This is a genomic window from Tautonia marina (genome assembly GCF_009177065.1).
Lineage (GTDB): Bacteria > Planctomycetota > Planctomycetia > Isosphaerales > Isosphaeraceae > Tautonia > Tautonia marina.
Window position 1 is genome coordinate 178,464 of record NZ_WEZF01000012.1, and the last position, 16,208, is coordinate 194,671.

Genomic DNA, 16,208 nt, shown 5'->3' on the forward strand with positions numbered 1-16,208 from the left:
GGAATGATCGCTCCGGACGGGAGACTCTGGCCCTGAGGGTGCCGATTCGGTTCGTTGCTCCGGATTCTCGACACCGCGCATCAAGCCGGTGACGCAGTGGTTTCAGGAAGTCCAGAACGACGGGTTCCAGCAGTTCTCCCGATGGCTTGGGTTTGAAGACCGGCTCGCGGACGCAATGGAATGAGCGACGTACTGATCGTCGACGACAGCCCGACGGACCGAGCGTATTTCCGGACCCTTCTGCGGCGGGCCGACTTTCGCGTCTATGAAGTCGAAACGGGCAGTCAGGCCCTCGCCGCGGCACAAACGATCCGGCCCCATGCGGTGATCCTCGACATCAACCTGCCGGATATTGACGGGCATCGCGTCTGCCGGGCACTCCGGGCCGACCCGATGATCAGCGGCATCCCGGTCTTGATGCTCACAGTTCGAGATCACGAGGCTGATGTCCTTGCCGGACTTGAAGCAGGGGCTGACGACTACGTCGCCAAGGATGCCGCTCCTGAGGTGATTCTGGCCCGGGTGCGCCGCCTCTGCCGTTACCGGCAGATGGCCAATACCTCCCTGCTCAACGAGCAAATGGCCCAGATCGGGCGGCTTCTGGCTGGAATCGTACATGAGATTCGGGGGCCGCTTGGCGTGATTCGAGGCAACGCCGAACTCATGCGGATGCAATTGCAGGCAGACGACCCGGCCATTCGATTCGCCGACCCGATCATCCGAAGCGTTCAGCTCCTGCAAGTTCGTCTCGAACATCTGATGGCGACCGTTCGGGGCGGTCCTCCCGTGCTGCGCCCCCTGGAACTCGAACCCTTGCTCCGCGAGGCGATCGACTATTTTCGCAAAGGCTCCGACCCGAAACAGGGACATGTCGAACTCCTTGTGGAACCGGCGCCGGAGGGCATGCCGACCGTTCGAGCCGACGCCGGCCGCCTGCTTCAGGTCTTGCTCAATTTGATGACCAACGCTCGGGAAGCGATTCTCTCGAACGCCTCGGAAGGCACGATCCGACTTCGCCTCGTTCCACGATCCGAGGCCGATCGTCCGGGAATTTGTATCGAGGTCCTCGACAGTGGGCCGGGAATTCCCGAAGACGTGATGCCCCGCATCTTCGAGCCCTTCTTTACGACCAAGGACACCGGCACCGGTTATGGGCTTTACCTCTCCGCCGAGATTCTTCGGGAGCACGGCGGACGGCTCTCCGTCGAGAACTCCCCCGAAGGAGGTGCCTGTTTCTTGCTCTGGCTGCCCGATTCGACCGCAGGAGCCACGTCGCCCCCTGCACAGAACCGCTCGGCGGAATTGTCCTAGCTGAAGCGAAATCCGATGCCCTCAGAGGGTTGTTCGCGAGGCCGATCCCTCCGAAATTCGAATTCAAGGGCTCGTGTTCTTCGGGCCGATCCATCCGAGTTCCTGACCGTTCGAGGCGATCGCATGACCTGGACCGGAAACGGTCGGAACCTTGCCACCAGACGCCTGCGCGTGGTGGCGGCGATGGCGTTGGGAATCAGTTTGATCCTCCTTCTCGCACTCGCCGGAACAGTCTGGGGGGCTCCGCCGTTTGTCGTGGGAGTGCTGACCGGGGCCGCGCTGGTTCTGCCCATCGGCCTGGGTTGGGGGCTGTTCGTCGAGCGAAGCCGCTGGCTTCACCCAGTGCTCATGCTGAATGAGCGCCTGACCGCTCAGATCGAGGGAATCGAACACGGCCGAACCACCTCCTCAGCAACGATCGGGGTCCACGTTCCTCCTGCGCTGTTCGAACTCCACCGAACCATCGGCCAATTCGATGGGTCAACTCCGCGGATGCGACGCACGCCAGCGACGGCTCCCTCCAGTCCTGCTCGCGAAGCGCTCACGCGGAGTGGGCTGTTCGATCCTCCTTCGGAAGTCGATGGCCTCGAGGGTTCGTCGGCGACCTTCGAAACCCGAGACATGGTCGGACGCCTGGAGCCGGAATCACTCCGATGGACCGAGGTGAGCCCCAGGTTACAAACCTTCCTGGGAGCCGGCTTGGATCGGCTCCGGCGACTCTCGATTCTCGATCTGCTTCACCCAGACGACCGAGTTCCCGCGGCCCAAGCCCTCAGAAACGCCTCCGGCAAGGGTGAAGCTCTCGGCCTGATTTACCGGCTCTCCACTCTGGGCGGGAATCGCCGGGTGGTCGAACTGAATGTCTCGACCCGATACGATGCCGAAGGGTCGGTGGTTTACCTCCGATGCCATGTCACTGACATTACCCATCGGATTCGAGCCCGTCGCAAAGAACGCAAGCGTACCGAGGAACTTCAGCAGCTGAATCGGACCCTTCAACTGACTAATCAAGCCCTGGCCGACCTGAAAGACCGCTACAGCGACCTCTATCAAAATGCTCCGGCTATGTATTTCAGCCTGAACCGCGAAGGCCACATTCTGGTCTGCAATGAGACGCTCCTGAAAACGCTCGGTTACTCGCGCCGTGAACTCCTGAATCGACCTTACGTCGATCTGCTTCCCGAGGAGCTTCGGCCTTCGTTTCGAAGCCGTTTTGCCCAGTTTCTCACGTCCGGTCGAATTGAGGTTGAGAGCCAATGGCGGACTCGGGATGGTCGCCTGATCGACGTCTTCGTCACCGCCGTGGCCGTGCGGGACTCCGAAGGCCGCTTGATTCATTCAAGAAGCGTGGCGCAGGACATCACGGCCCGGAAACTCCTCGAAGCTGAGTTACGGCGCAACAATGAACGACTCGCGCGCATCAATGACGAGCTGTCCCGAAAAAATACGGAACTCGACGAGTTTTCCTATGTGATCTCTCACGATCTGCAAGAGCCGATCCGAACCCTGATTGCCTTCTCCGGGTTTCTGAAGCAAGATTATGCGGATCGACTCGACGATCAGGCCCGCGAGTTCCTCAACTATCTCACCGAGGCTTCGACTCGGATGCGGACCCTGATCCGCGATCTCCTGGAGCTTTCAAGAGCAGGCCAGGCCACCTCGGAGTTCCAGCCCGTCTCCCTGGAGGACGTGCTCGCAACGCTTCGAATCGACTTTGCCGAGCTGATCCGCAGTCGAAATGCCGAGGTCCGGGTCCTGGGCACCTTGCCAACGGTCTGGGGCGACCGGACCCGAATTGGACAGCTTCTTGGGAACTTGATTGGCAATGGGCTAAAATATAATGAATCATGCTCCCCCCGAGTCGAGGTCGGAGTTTACGTCGGTCCAATGCCGAAACGCGAGCATCGTGTGACCATCCTGATTCGCGATAACGGAATCGGTATCGATCCTCAATATCACGAAACGATCTTCCAGATGTTCCGGCGCCTTCATCCTCGGGACCGCTATGAAGGGACGGGAGCCGGCCTGGCGATCTGCCAGAAAATCGCCCGTGCCCATGGTGGCCGGCTCTGGGTCGAAAGTCATCCCGGAGCCGGATCAACTTTTTTCGTCGATCTTCCGATGGTTCCCGCCTCTTTGAACTCGGGGCTCCCCGTCTCCGAGAACAATCGGTCGGTCTCATCTCCGGACTCCGCGATCCATGTCCGCTGAGTTTCATCTGCTTCTGGTTGAGGACAGCGTTCCCGATGTTCTCATTCTGCGACGGGCCCTCGACGATGTCGGCTTCAGGCACCGCTTGACCGTCCTTTCCGATGGCGAGGCGGCGATGAAGTACCTTGATCGTCTGAGCGACCTCAACTGTCCCCCAGACCTGGTCCCCGATCTCGTTCTTCTCGATCTGAACCTTCCAGGCCCGAACGGTGCCCAGATCCTGGCCCGGCTCAAAAACGATCCTCTGCTTCGTGCCATTCCCGTCGTCGTCATGACAACCTCCGGCCGTGACGAGGACGTCTGGCAGAGCTACCAGGCCGGCGCCAACACGTTCATCCAGAAGCCGGGTGATTTTCAGCGCTTCCGAGAGCTGGCGGCATCGTTTCGTCGTTACTGGGAGGAGACTGCCATTCGCCCCCCGCGCCGACCGCCGATCGGTGATCGGTGATTGATCAGGAGTCGAACGAATCGGATCGGAGGCTTAATGAGGTCGTCCCTGCGTTCCGCAGTCTCCAACGACGGCATGCGGGCGATCCTCCACCGATCCCCCCACGGACGAACGTCTCTCAATTCAGACTCGGATCGTTCGGCAGATCCGCCAGCCCCAGCGCTCCGGCGAGCAAGTTGGCCGAAACGCGTCGCATCAAGGTTTCCCAGAGCGTGGCATCCCCCCCTTCCAGGGCCAGAGGTGTTTCGGCCGGGATCACCCGCCAGGAGTCCTGAGCCAGTTCCATCTCAAGCTGGCCGGCACCCCAGCCGGCATAGTTGGCCAGAAACATGGAGGGCTCGACGCGACGTTGAATCAACTCCTGGATCTTGTCCGGGTCGATCGTGGAATAAAGCCCCTCAATGATGCATTGATCCGAGAGTTCCTCGACCGAATGCAGCACCATCAGAGGACCAGGCACGGGGCCTCCCAGGAAAATCGGCTTGTCCCAATCATCCGGCTCGTTGAACACCTTTCGAGAAATCTCGGCGATGGTCGCGCCGGTCGGTCGGTTCAGGATCACCCCGGCGGCTCCGGTTTCGGAATGCTCGACCATCAACAAGACAGTCCGAACGAAGTTCGGATCGGCCAGGGAATTCGATGCGATGAGGAAGGTTCCTTTGAGGCTCGTCATCGCCTTCAGATCCCAAGTGCCAAGGAGGAGAGAAGGAGGCGGCGAAGCGTGGCCCCGGCGAAACCGGAGGGCGCCACGTTCCCTGCGTGCGGAAGGGCGATTCTAACGGCTGATTGCGGTCGAGTCGATTGGTTGCTCAGGGGAAGGGGCGAGGAGCCCCGAAACCCGCCATCGCCACCCCCATCAACACCAGGTCGGGCTCGATGCGCACCCCAGCTCCCGAAACCCGAGGGCCCAGCTTCGGAGCGTCTCCTCCCGTCCAGATCACCCACGGCCGAGGTTCGAGTCCCTCCCCCTGGCGACTAATCAGCTCCCGGATCGCACCGACCGTTCCCCAGAACAATCCGGCTTCCAGAGCCGGGATCGTCGAAGCTCCCCAGGCCGGCGGCTCTCGATCCGAACCTAGCGCGGACACTCCGGGCAGTTGCGCGGTTCCCGATTGCAGCGCCCTCGACGCAAGAGCCGGACCGATCGCAATGGCACCGCCAAGCCAGCATCCGTCAGCGTCGAGGCGCTCGACCGTAATGGCCGTGCCGCACTGAACCACAATTCCCGGTCCCGGCTGCCCGGCCAGGTGGTACGCAGCCAGCACCGAGAGCGCTCTATCCGCCCCGGTCCGCTCGGGAGCGTCGAGCCGATGGTTCAGCGAGACCTCTGCCGCCGATCGGAACCACCGAATCGGGCCGATCCCGGAACGCTCAAGCCAGCATCCAAGCCGGTCGGCAACGGGCGGATTCACCGAGGAGATCGCCGCGGCAACGGGGAGCGGTCCCGCGATGAGCCGATCGATCGAGGTCTTCCAGACTCCTTGATCGTCCAGCACCGTCGCAATCGAATCGACAATCCGCCCGTTGGAGTCGAGACGCCCCCACTTGAGCCGCGTATTCCCGACATCAATCACAAGGCGGTCGAGGGACACCGCGCCCTCCAGGCACAAGCGAGACGACGAACGGTCATGCACAGAATCCGTCCCGGTCCATCGTCGAGGATGCTCAAGATTCCTCGACAACGTCCGAAGGGGAGGGTGCCTCCTCCTCGTCCGACTCGGCACGGACCCGCTGGAGCACTTCGAGAATCCGACTGATCAGTTGGGGGATCCCCCGTCCCGTGACGGCGGAGAGGGTCAGTGGTTCCCGACACAACTCGTGGGCAATCCGATCGACCACCTCATCGGCACCGGTCACATCAAGCTTCGAAAGCACGAGGATTTCCGGCCGATTCGCCAGCGCAGGGCTGTACTGTTCCAACTCATTCCGAATCGTTCGATAGTTCTCAACCGGATCGGAGCCGTCGATCGGGACCGCCTCAACCAGATGGACCAGAAGTTTGGTCCGCTCGACGTGTCGGAGAAACTCGTGCCCGAGGCCGTGCCCCTGGTGTGCCCCTTCAATCAATCCGGGGATGTCCGCAACGATGAATGAGTCATCGTCGACGATCACCGCCCCAAGATTCGGATACTTGGTCGTGAAGGGGTAGTCGGCGATCTCGGGATGGGCCCGACTGATCCGGGAGAGCAAGGTCGATTTCCCGGCGTTCGGCAATCCGATCAGGCCGACGTCGGCGATCACCTTCAGTTCGAGGTCGATCGAACGTTCCTCACCCGGCTGGCCGGGCTCGACCTGACGAGGAGCACGGTTGATCGAGGATTTGAAATGCTCGTTCCCGTGTCCCCCCTTGCCTCCTCGGGCCACGACCACGTAATCGCCCGGGAGCTTCAGGTCCCGAAGAATATGACCCTGATTGTGATCTCGGACAATCGTTCCCGCCGGAACGTCGATATAGACCGTCTCGGCGCTTTTCCCGTCCCGACTACTCCCCATGCCGTGCTGACCACGCTCGCCCCGGAAGTGACGCATCCCGGAAAGGTGGGCCAGGTTCGTCAAGCCTTCCACCGCGCGGACGATCACATGCGCGCCGTGGCCGCCATCTCCTCCGTTGGGTCCGCCCCGAGGGACGTACTTCTCTCGGCGGAAGCTGAGGCAACCGTTCCCACCATCGCCACCCTTGACGTGAAGCGTCACCCGATCGACAAACATTCGCCCCTCAGAGACGCAAGACGCCCGGCGTCCTCGCTCCCCTCAAGGGACCGGCCGCCGGGCATCGAATCGTGGTCCAGCAGAACTCAGTTCAACCTGCTCAATCTGCCGGCCAACACTCAGGCGTGGGCCTCAACCTGACCGTTCGTGGCCGGAATCACGTTGATTCGACGGCCATTCTGGTCAAAGTAGACCTTCCCTTCGGTCAGCGCGAAGATGGTCCAGTCGCGACCGACTCCCACGTTCTTGCCCGGTCGCCACTTCGTGCCGTGCTGTCGGCAAATAATGGCGCCAGGCTTGGCGAGCTGACCACCAAAGAGCTTGATTCCCAGCCGCTGGGCATTTGAATCGCGACCGTTGCGGCTGGAGCCCTGACCTTTCTTGTGAGCCATCGCGGTAAGACCTTGCTTTCTCTCTCGACGTTTTCGAAACGCCTGGCTCCGACCACCCGACTTCTGCAGTGATCGGCGCGGGGCGAACCGAGATGGCCCCGCCAGAGCCTTGAATTCTACCCAACGGAAGGGGCTTCGGGCAAGATGGGCTCTCGAAGCCAGAGCAAACCTACGCCTTTACAGCGTCTCAAACCGCTCGGTAGTGTGGAGCACTGGGGACCCTCTCTTGCTCCCGTCTCGGAGCCCGCCACCATGCCGCAAGCCCACGTCGATCCGGCCGAACTGCGCCGGTTTGCCCAGAGCCTCAAGCAATTCAACAACGATCTCCAGAGTCGAATGACTGTGCTGAACGGTCAGTTAAACAACCTCGGCTCCACCTGGAGAGACCGCGAGCATGACAAGTTCGCCGAGGAGTTCCGCCAGACGATGAACGTCGTGTCTCGATTCATCCAGCTCTCCGAGGCTCACGTTCCCTTCCTGATGAAAAAAGCCGAGAAGATCGAAGACTATCTCCAGCAGCGCTAACGCAGGAGCCGGCGTCGATGGCCGAGCAAGCCCGCGTCCAGTCGATCGAGGCCCTCAGTCGCTTTCGAGCCGCGGTGGCCGAATTCGGAGACGGTGCGCGCAACGCCCTCGGCGGAATCGACATCGAGCTTCGCCGCGTCCGGGACTGGCTGGAACACGAACAGCCGCGCTACTGGAAAGGGCAAATCAAGCTCTGGGATCAGCGCATGGCCGAGGCCCGCGCGGCCTTGCACCGAAAAAACCTCCAGCGAACCGACGGCTTTGTGCCCGACGTATCCCAGGAGAAAGAAGCGCTCCGCCTCTGCAAAATGCGGCTCGAGCAGGCCGAACGCAAGCTGGCCTCCATCCGACGGTGGGTTCCTCAATTTCAGCACGCCCTCTCGGAATATCAAGGACGAACCCGGAGCCTGTCCGACGCTTCCTCCATCGACATCGCCCGAATGCTGGCCATGCTCGACCGCATGATCGCCGCGCTTGAAGCCTACGTCAGCACAGCTGCTCCCCGCGAGCCTTCCCAACCGCCCGTCAGGCCCCCGGCCGAGCAGACTCCCAACCCTCCTGAATCGACCACCTGACCGTCACCGGAGCCTCGATCCCCATGCGACCCTCAAACATCACGGCGGGAGGCGCGAAACTTCAGCACGACCTGAAGGCGCTTCGGGCCCGATGGGACCAGACGCGGGACGAGTGGGATGACGCGGTCAGCCGCGATTTCGAGGCCAAGCAACTGGTCCCCCTGGAACAGGCCGTCGCCCAGGCCATTCACGGCATCGACGACCTGCACCAGTTCCTTTCCCGAATGATCAAGGACATCGGGCCCGACGAGTGAGGCCGAAGCTCCCTTAATCCGCCTCGGGAGCCTTCGGTAGCAACGAGATCTCCAGATGGCTCGGGAATTCGGGCGAATGATAGACCCGATGCGTCTGACGAGTGAAGTCGTCCTCGTCCGCTTCGAAGATGTTCGGAACAAACGTCTGAGGGTTCCGATCAAAGAGTGGGAACCAGCTACTCTGAACGTGGACCAGAATTCGATGACCCTTCTTGAACGTGTGGAAAACATCTTGAAGGGGCAGATCAATCGGGGTGACTTCGCCGGGAACGAACGGCTCTGGCGATTCAAAACTGTTGCGGAACCGTCCTCGGATGATCTCTCCTCGAACAAGCTGCTCGTAATCGCCGAATTCGACTCCCTCGGGAGCGTGTTCCTCAGTCGGATGGTCGCCCGGATACTCGTCGATCAGCTTCACGACCCAGTCGGCATCGGTCCCGGTGGTCGAGACAAAGAGCCGGGCGATCATCGGGCCGGCCAGCGTCACGTCGGATTCGAGCACCTGAGAACGAAACGAAAGCACATCAGGACGTCGGCTGGCAAAGCGCTGATCATCGGTCATGTAGGCTCGTGGCGTCATGACGATCTGAATCTCCCCCGAGTCGGGAACCGGTGTACTCGGATCACTGATGAACTCGGAGAAGGGCTGACGGTCTTCCGCGTCCGGTGAATTGGCGGAGAGCGTCCGGTCATTGCCGAAATAGAGCTGCACGGTCTCGACGTTTGCGGGAGGCCATTGCTCAAATTCTTCCCAACGCTTCCGCCCCGTGTCGAAGGTGAGCGCCTCGGGCAGATCAGGACCGGGGTCTGCCGGATCATTCCCTTCCTTCAGGAAATGGCGGAAGAAGCGGGCCTCGACGTCGTCCTGATACGCGGACGAGAGCCCTTCGCCGAAAGGAATTTTCCCGGTCACCTGGGGACCATCTCCGTTGCGAGCCCAGTCACCATGACCCCAGGGTCCCATGACCATCATATTAAAGGTCTCAGGATTCTCACGCTCAATGGTCTGATAAATGGATAATGGTCCGTACAAATCCTCCGCATCGAACCAGCCTCCCACGGTCATGACCGCGGTCGAAAGCCCCTTGAGATGTGGAAGAATGGCGCGACGCTGCCAGAACTCGTCATAATTCGGATGCTCGACAAGCTCCCTCCAGAAGAAATTGTCTGGGCCGTAATAGCGCGAGGCGTTCTTCAGCGGGCCAAGCTCCAGATAAAACTTGTAGCCGTCACGAGTGCCCGGATCGACGATGTCAAACCATCGCGATTCCTGTGGCCCGTCTTTCTGATAACCAAAGACTGGCGTGATCAAAAAGTAGGCAAGCGTATAGGCTCCGTTATGATGAAAGTCATCAAAGAAAAAGTCGGCGATGGGAGCCTGAGGCGACGCCGCCACTAGCGCCGGGTGAGCCTCGGGCAAGGCCGCGGCGGTGTAAAACCCTGGATACGAAATCCCCCACATGCCAACCCGCCCATTGTGCCCCGTAACGTTATCCAGCAACCACTCGATCGTATCATACGTGTCGGAACTCTCATCGATCTCCGCATCGCCGGGCACATGTGGCCTCATGTTGTCATACGATCCCTCCGACCGAAAACGCCCTCGAACATCCTGATAGACGACAATGTACCCGTCCTCCATCATCGTCCTGGACGGACCGACCAGGGGGCGGTACTCGTCCTCGCCGTAGGGGCTACAGCTATACGGTGTCCGGCTCAGCAAGATCGGATACGGATTCTCCGCGGAAGCGTCTCGCGGCCGATAGATGGCCGTGAAAAGGTGAACACCGTCGCGCATCGGGATCAGATGCTCTGACTTCTCATAGCGTTCCTCGACAGGAATCGGCTCGGCAACCACGGCTTGTTGCGCAGTTGCGACCACCGGAAGGCCGGCGAGTACGCTCGAAAGGACCAGAAGCCGCAAACGCAGCAACGCGATGCGATGCATATTCATGAAAGGTGTTGTCCGTCTGAGTGGTCACGGCCAGGAGTCAACGAAGCAATCCATGACCCCACCTCTCCGAAGTGTATGCATTTCTTCGGACAGGTGGGGTCTTGTTTGAGTTTCACGGAGCCAACCCCGAGTCTCAACGAGTGTGCAAGGTGTCAAAGAGTTCAAGCATCACGTCTCGAATCTTTTCCGATGCGTCTCGTTCAACCCGATTGGTGCCGAACCAGGTTTCATAACCTCCGAGATCGTGATGGCGAGGAGTGGGAAGATAGCCGTACGACCCATTCGCTAGCTCGATGGTAAACGTCTGTTCGAACGGACTGCGTGCTTTCAGTTCGAGCCCGGTTTCGACGAACACCTCGAACGGAATGGCCGCAATCCCAACGTCACCAATGCGCAAAGCCTGTAGGAAGATCGACACTTCGCTCGGCGCATCGACCGCCCGAAGCACGCGCTCGGCGTAAATCCGTTCCAGAGGGTGACCGAGCGGGGCATCCTCGGGCTTCGCCAGCGTTCGGTGGGCGAACTCCAGGAGTTCCTCATTGGGAACACGAGCCGCCAGCGTCAACTCCTGAGCCGCGGCCCCCACCGGCACCCACGAGTGGAACGTGAGTCCCTGGTGCGCCTCAATGACGGCCTGTGCCACCTCATCGGCCACCTGATGGATCTTCTCATACGGTTCCATCCGTTGACCGGAAGAGCGGAAGTCAATATTGTTGATGTCTCCGCTTGTCCCATTGCTCATCATGCCGACAAACGGCGGGTCAACCCGATCCGCTTCGAGCAACTGCTCAATTCGCTCGGCAAACGCCCCGAAATAATCGGCGGAGACATGCCCCGAGGGCACTCCCCCGACATAATGCAGCGAATAGTTGGCCAGCAGCGCAATCGGCCGACCATCAACCGCCTGAACCGAGAGGAACGCGACTTCCGGGTCGGTCGGGCCTGCCGGTTCGACCAGATCAGGATTCCCTCGGGGAGGATTCATCTTCACGCGGTCGGTCCCTCCGAACGGGTTCGGCAGTTCACGATCCGGCTTGAGAAACCATCGTCGGTTGAAAACCTGTCCCGGGACCTCGGTTCGTCCCCAGGCAATCTTCGCGGGTTCGAGGTTTGCCGCGGCTCGGACAATTCCATCGGCAATCCGACGCGCAAGGAAGGATGGATAGCCACTCAGGTCGTCAAGAGGCGCCAGGCGATCGAGTCCCCTGGCTGGGGTTGCTGAATGGGTATGCGTCGAGGCAATCAGTATCTGTTGCTCGGGAATCCCAATCGCCTCCTCGGCCAGTGTTCGAGCCACGTCCAGCACGTCTCGGGCGATCCCGACATTATCGCAAAGCACAATGGCAATCCTGGTTTCGCCATCATCGAGCACCAGGCATCGAGCGTGCAAATCGTCGTGGATATGAGTTGCCGGAGGAGAATTCCAGTTGCCAACAATCGGTTCTCCCAGGGGAGGGGTAATATTGCTCGTCGCCGCCCCTGCTTGGAAGACACGCTCACTCTCCTCCGAGGCGGCTCCGATCGAAACCGAGATTACCCCCCAGACCATGAGCGAGAGAGTCAGGCTCATTCGAAGGGATCGTACGAATTGATTCGTCATGCGTGAATCCTCCGGTCCAATTCTCGATCGAGGGTTCAGGGATCGGTCGAATCTCTTGATCATGCGTTGGCCGATTCTCAACCGCAAGACCTCGGCCTCGCCTCCCGATCAGCTTGCACCAGCTTGAAGCTGATCGAGCGTCGTTCGGGCCTGCTCCAGACACCCTGCCTGAAGGAGTCGACGCACCTCGATCAGATGCTGCCGCTGTGGTTCTCGAAACGGAATCGCCTCTCCGGCCTGTGGTGGATCGGGGACAAGCCGTCTGGAAATCGTTGCCACCAAGGATTCGAGTCCATCCCCACGCTCCGCAGAGATCCGCTTCACTTCCCCCCACGACGCATCCGGCTCCCAGACGGCAACGAGATCCCGTTTGTTACACACAATCAATGCATTCTCATAGTCTTTGATTAATCCTCGATCGGTTTCGGTGAATGGCTCGGATTGATCAAGGATCAAAAGAACCAGATCGGCCCCTCCATGCCGAGATCGGGCCAGGGAAACTCCCCCAGCTTCAATCGGGTCCTGAGTCACGCGCAGCCCAGCCGTATCCGCGACCTCAACCGGCCAGCCATCAATGGCAATTCGGGCAGTCACCACATCGCGCGTTGTTCCCGGAGTCGAAGACACAATCGCTCGACCATAGCCCGCCAGGGCATTCAGGAGCCGACTCTTCCCCACATTCGGCCGACCCGCCAGGGCAACACGCCACCCAGAGACGAGATGACACCCCACCTCGGCACGATCGATCAGCATGTTCAGCCGCTCGATCGCCTCGGAGGGATCATCGCTCAGCCGGCTGCGGATCGCGTCCAGTGCCTCGTCGAGAGCGCCTTGCGCCTGAGCAAGCAGATGCCGCGCCACGCGATCAGTTTCCGCGTGCGCCAGATCATGATGTGCAAGGGCTCTGACCAGGGACGACTGTTGAACCCTGACCCAATCGTCGGCCGATCGTTGGCAGACCCCGACCTGTTCCAGAGCTTCCACGACCATCGCCACGGCCGCAGGCCCTCCGTGACACTGAAACTCCACCTCATCGAGGCGGCTGTTGTCCTTGAGGATCAACGCGACCACCTCATCTCCGGTCCCTCGTCCCACCCTCCCCACGCGTGGCCGTCTCGCCGATGACTCCGCAAGCCGCACACCTCGATGGGGTCGAAAGACCCGGTCCGCAGCCTCAACCGCCCCCTCACCCCAGACTCGAAGTACCGCAATCGCCCCCCGAGCTGGCGACGTGAGGAGACTGAGAAACGGCCCGCGTCGAGGCACAACCTCGTGATTCGAGGCTTGCGAATCGGGCCAGGTCGATCCCCGTGGACCCGGATTGGGCACCTCGTCTCCGGTCACGTCGTTCATGAGTTCGTCTGAATGAAGTGGTTGTGTCCTCACGCTCCCGCGAGGACATTCTGACCGAGTGATTGGCCATGAAGTCGGAACGACACGCCACTCCTCCCCAAATTCCTGGGCCTCAAGATCCGAGAACCCGGCGATCGGATCCGATTCCGAACGACCACCCTTCCGACCTCTGTCAATTCTTCCAGGCACAACGGTCGTAACCCGCGTCTCTGGACGCTCGAATCGGTTGCGAATGAGTGCGAGGATCGTTTAGGCTAAACCTAGGTTAAACCCCTTGCCGCACGCAAGCCATTGGGCCGCTCCAGGTGCCTGAGATTTCTCCGGTGCCGTTTGATCCCCTTCGCGTGTGAATGATCGGTCCCCGAGACCGGAGCCCCGAGACGATGACGCATCTGCGACCGCCCCGGACACTGGCCGTCTGGTGGACCTCCTTCTTCATCATCGGCCACCTTGTCCTCCCGAGCAATGGAAAGGCCGAGGACACGCGGTCGATCGACTTCGCGACCGAGATCCGGCCCATTCTGTCAGACACCTGTGTCCGCTGCCATGGTCCCGATGCCTCTCAGCGGGCGGCCGACCTTCGGCTCGATACTGCGGAAGGTGCCCTGGCCGACCTCGGCGGTTACGCGGCAATTGTGCCCGGGAAGCCCGAAGAGAGTGAGCTTTATCTGAGAATCGCCGAGGAGGTCGCAGACTTCCGGATGCCCCCCGCCGATTCGGGCAAGTCGCTCTCGGCCGAGCAGATCGAGTTGATTCGCCAGTGGATCGCGCAGGGAGCCCCCTGGGAGGAACACTGGGCCTTCACTCCTCCCAAACGGCCTCCGGTTCCTCCGGTACAGGACTCCTCCTGGGTCCGCAACTCGATTGACGCCTTCATTCTGGCTCCGCTCGAACAGGACGGAATCGCCCCCTCCGTCGAGGCGGATCGGGCAACCTTGATCCGTCGGGCCAGTCTCGACGTGATCGGGTTGCCGCCGACCCCGGAGGAAGTCGAGGCCTTTCTGGCCGACGAACGCCCCGACGCGTACGAGCACCTGATCGATCGCCTCCTCTCCAGCCCTCACTTCGGGGAACGTTGGGGGCGGCGCTGGCTCGACAACGCCCGCTACGCCGACTCCAACGGATACAGCATCGATGCTCCTCGTGAGATCTGGCTCTACCGCGACTGGGTCATCGACGCCCTGAACCGCGACCTCCCATTCGACGAATTCACCATCGACCAGCTCGCCGGCGACCTTCGCCCGAATGCCTCGATGGCTCAGCTCGTCGCGACCGGATTCCATCGCAACACCCCGATCAATCAGGAAGGCGGAATCGACCGCGAACAGTTCCGGATCGAGTCGGTGATTGACCGCGTCAACACCACCGGCTCGGTCTGGATGGGTTTGACCATCGGCTGCGCCCAGTGCCACGACCACAAGTATGATCCGATCTCTCAGCTCGACTACTTCCAGTTCTTTGCATTCCTGAATACGGTGGACGAGCCGACGATTCCCGTGGCCTCCGCCGAAGATGTGGCCCGACGGGACGAGGTCAACCAGGCCGTCAACGACTACCTTGCCGGCATCGAACGTGACCCCGACCTCCTCAAACGACAGCATGCCTGGGAAATCGGGCTCGATGGTGCTGGCCGGCAAAAGCAATCGCAGGAAGTCAGGGAAGCCTTCGACCTTCCCTTCGACAAACGCCCAGCAGAGCGCAATCGCGTCGTCTTCGCGGCCTTTATCGATCAGTCGGACGACCCGATCGTCACCCCTCATCGCAATGCAATCGCAAGCATCAAGAAGGATCTTCCCACGATCCCGACGACCATGGTCGTTCGAGAACAGAAGGACCCTCGAACCACTCATTTCCTCATGGCCGGCGACTTCACGAGGCCGGGCGACCCGGTCCAGCCCGACGTACCGTCCGTGCTCCCTCCCTTAACCAGCAACTCGGACGCCCGTCCGAACCGGCTCGACCTGGCCCACTGGCTGGTTGATCCCCAGAACCCGCTCACGGCAAGGGTCGCCGTCAATCGGCTCTGGCAGGCCTACTTCGGACGAGGCATCGTCGAAACTGACGAGGATTTCGGCACTCAGGGCACCGTGCCCTCGCATCCCGACCTGCTCGACTGGCTCGCGGTGGAGTTGATCGACCGAGGCTGGAGCCTCAAGACCATGCACCGGTTGATCCTCACCTCGGCAACCTATCGCCAATCGTCGCAGCTTCGCCCGGATCTGGTGGCCCGCGACCCCACAAACCGTCGCCTCGCTCGTCAGTCTCGCCTGCGGCTCGACGCGGAATTGATTCGCGATTCGGCCCTCGTCGCCAGCGGACTCCTCACCGAAACCGTCGGCGGCCCAAGCGTCTTCCCCCCTCAACCTGATGGCGTCATGAGCCTCGGCCAGATGAATCGAGCCTGGGTCGCCGACACCGGCCCCAACCGCTTCCGACGAGGTCTCTACACCTTCTTCTGGCGAGCCACTCCGCATCCCTTGCTCGTCGGCTTCGATGCCCCCGACGCCACCTTTGCCTGCACGCGACGGACACGCTCGAACACTCCCCTTCAAGCCCTGATGCTCTTGAATGATCAGGCCTTTTACGAGTTCGCGCAGGCCCTCGCTGATCGCGTCCTGGCCGAAGGGCCTCCCGACGACGCTGGCAAACTCGACCTCGTCTTTCGGCTCTGCCTGGCCCGAAGCCCCGACCCCATCGAGTTGGATCGGCTCATGTCGTTCCTCGACGCGCAACGACGCCTTCAGTCCGGGTCGGAAGGGGAAGATTCCGCGGAGTCCAGGCACCCCGATCGAGCCGCCTGGACAGCAATCGCCAGGGTTCTGCTCAATCTGGACGAGTTCATTACACGCGAATAATGGCAACCGACGGGAGAATCA

At 61.1% G+C, this 16,208-nt stretch carries 14 protein-coding genes; 7 read left to right on the plus strand and 7 right to left on the minus strand.

Features of this window, described 5'->3' with window-relative positions; all coding sequences use genetic code 11:
* Nucleotides 1–180 precede the first annotated feature (180 nt).
* The 3 genes from GA615_RS15930 to GA615_RS15940 all read left to right on the plus strand — a co-directional run bounded on the left by GA615_RS15930 (nt 181) and on the right by GA615_RS15940 (nt 3,970).
* Nucleotides 181–1,311, plus strand: a complete 1,131-nt coding sequence (locus tag GA615_RS15930) for an ATP-binding response regulator (RefSeq protein ID WP_152052304.1) — start codon at nt 181–183, stop codon at nt 1,309–1,311.
* Nucleotides 1,312–1,434: 123 nt separating this feature from the next.
* Complete coding sequence (locus GA615_RS15935; protein ID WP_161602373.1) at nt 1,435–3,522, plus strand: sensor histidine kinase; 2,088 nt, start codon at nt 1,435–1,437, stop codon at nt 3,520–3,522.
* Entirely contained in the window at nt 3,512–3,970 is a 459-nt protein-coding gene (locus GA615_RS15940) for a response regulator (RefSeq protein WP_152052306.1), read from the plus strand. The genes GA615_RS15935 and GA615_RS15940 overlap by 11 nt, the downstream gene beginning before the upstream one ends.
* Before the next feature lie 118 nt (nt 3,971–4,088).
* On the opposite strand, the gene GA615_RS15945 is transcribed toward GA615_RS15940, so the two are convergent.
* The 4 genes from GA615_RS15945 to rpmA all read right to left on the minus strand — a co-directional run bounded on the left by GA615_RS15945 (nt 4,089) and on the right by rpmA (nt 7,071).
* Nucleotides 4,089–4,643, minus strand: a complete 555-nt coding sequence (locus GA615_RS15945) for a YqgE/AlgH family protein (protein WP_152052307.1) — start codon at nt 4,641–4,643, stop codon at nt 4,089–4,091.
* A gap of 136 nt (nt 4,644–4,779) precedes the next feature.
* Nucleotides 4,780–5,562: a type III pantothenate kinase gene (locus tag GA615_RS15950; protein WP_152052308.1), complete on the minus strand. Its 783-nt coding sequence runs from the start codon at nt 5,560–5,562 to the stop codon at nt 4,780–4,782.
* A 73-nt stretch (nt 5,563–5,635) separates the two neighbouring features.
* Nucleotides 5,636–6,679, minus strand: coding sequence for a GTPase ObgE (obgE, locus tag GA615_RS15955; protein WP_152052309.1), 1,044 nt, complete (start codon nt 6,677–6,679; stop codon nt 5,636–5,638).
* A gap of 119 nt (nt 6,680–6,798) precedes the next feature.
* Nucleotides 6,799–7,071, minus strand: coding sequence for a 50S ribosomal protein L27 (gene rpmA / locus GA615_RS15960; protein WP_152052310.1), 273 nt, complete (start codon nt 7,069–7,071; stop codon nt 6,799–6,801).
* A gap of 252 nt (nt 7,072–7,323) precedes the next feature.
* Between rpmA and GA615_RS15965 the strand changes: the two genes are divergently transcribed.
* Genes GA615_RS15965 through GA615_RS15975 form a run of 3 tightly spaced genes read left to right on the plus strand, consistent with a single transcriptional unit; the run spans nt 7,324 to nt 8,425 of the window.
* The gene (locus tag GA615_RS15965) at nt 7,324–7,596 is read left to right on the plus strand and encodes a WXG100 family type VII secretion target (protein ID WP_152052311.1); all 273 of its coding nucleotides are present in this window, start codon (nt 7,324–7,326) and stop codon (nt 7,594–7,596) included.
* A gap of 17 nt (nt 7,597–7,613) precedes the next feature.
* Nucleotides 7,614–8,171 carry a hypothetical protein gene (locus GA615_RS15970; protein WP_152052312.1) on the plus strand — a complete coding sequence of 186 codons (558 nt, stop codon included), beginning with the start codon at nt 7,614–7,616 and terminating at the stop codon, nt 8,169–8,171.
* 23 nt (nt 8,172–8,194) lie between these two features.
* The gene (locus GA615_RS15975) at nt 8,195–8,425 is read left to right on the plus strand and encodes a hypothetical protein (protein ID WP_152052313.1); all 231 of its coding nucleotides are present in this window, start codon (nt 8,195–8,197) and stop codon (nt 8,423–8,425) included.
* Nucleotides 8,426–8,438: 13 nt separating this feature from the next.
* Here the strand turns inward: GA615_RS15975 and GA615_RS15980 are convergent, their stop codons facing one another.
* From GA615_RS15980 to GA615_RS15990, 3 genes are all read right to left on the minus strand, one after another.
* Nucleotides 8,439–10,379: a CocE/NonD family hydrolase gene (locus GA615_RS15980; RefSeq protein ID WP_201750207.1), complete on the minus strand. Its 1,941-nt coding sequence runs from the start codon at nt 10,377–10,379 to the stop codon at nt 8,439–8,441.
* Between the two features lie 133 nt (nt 10,380–10,512).
* Complete coding sequence (locus tag GA615_RS15985) at nt 10,513–11,979, minus strand: neutral/alkaline non-lysosomal ceramidase N-terminal domain-containing protein (protein WP_152052314.1); 1,467 nt, start codon at nt 11,977–11,979, stop codon at nt 10,513–10,515.
* A 108-nt stretch (nt 11,980–12,087) separates the two neighbouring features.
* The gene (locus GA615_RS15990; protein WP_152052315.1) at nt 12,088–13,332 is read right to left on the minus strand and encodes a GTPase; all 1,245 of its coding nucleotides are present in this window, start codon (nt 13,330–13,332) and stop codon (nt 12,088–12,090) included.
* Nucleotides 13,333–13,715: 383 nt separating this feature from the next.
* Between GA615_RS15990 and GA615_RS15995 the strand changes: the two genes are divergently transcribed.
* Nucleotides 13,716–16,187 (plus strand): PSD1 and planctomycete cytochrome C domain-containing protein, encoded by a 2,472-nt coding sequence (locus GA615_RS15995; protein ID WP_152052316.1) that lies wholly within the window; start codon nt 13,716–13,718, stop codon nt 16,185–16,187.
* The last annotated feature ends 21 nt before the right edge of the window (nt 16,188–16,208 follow it).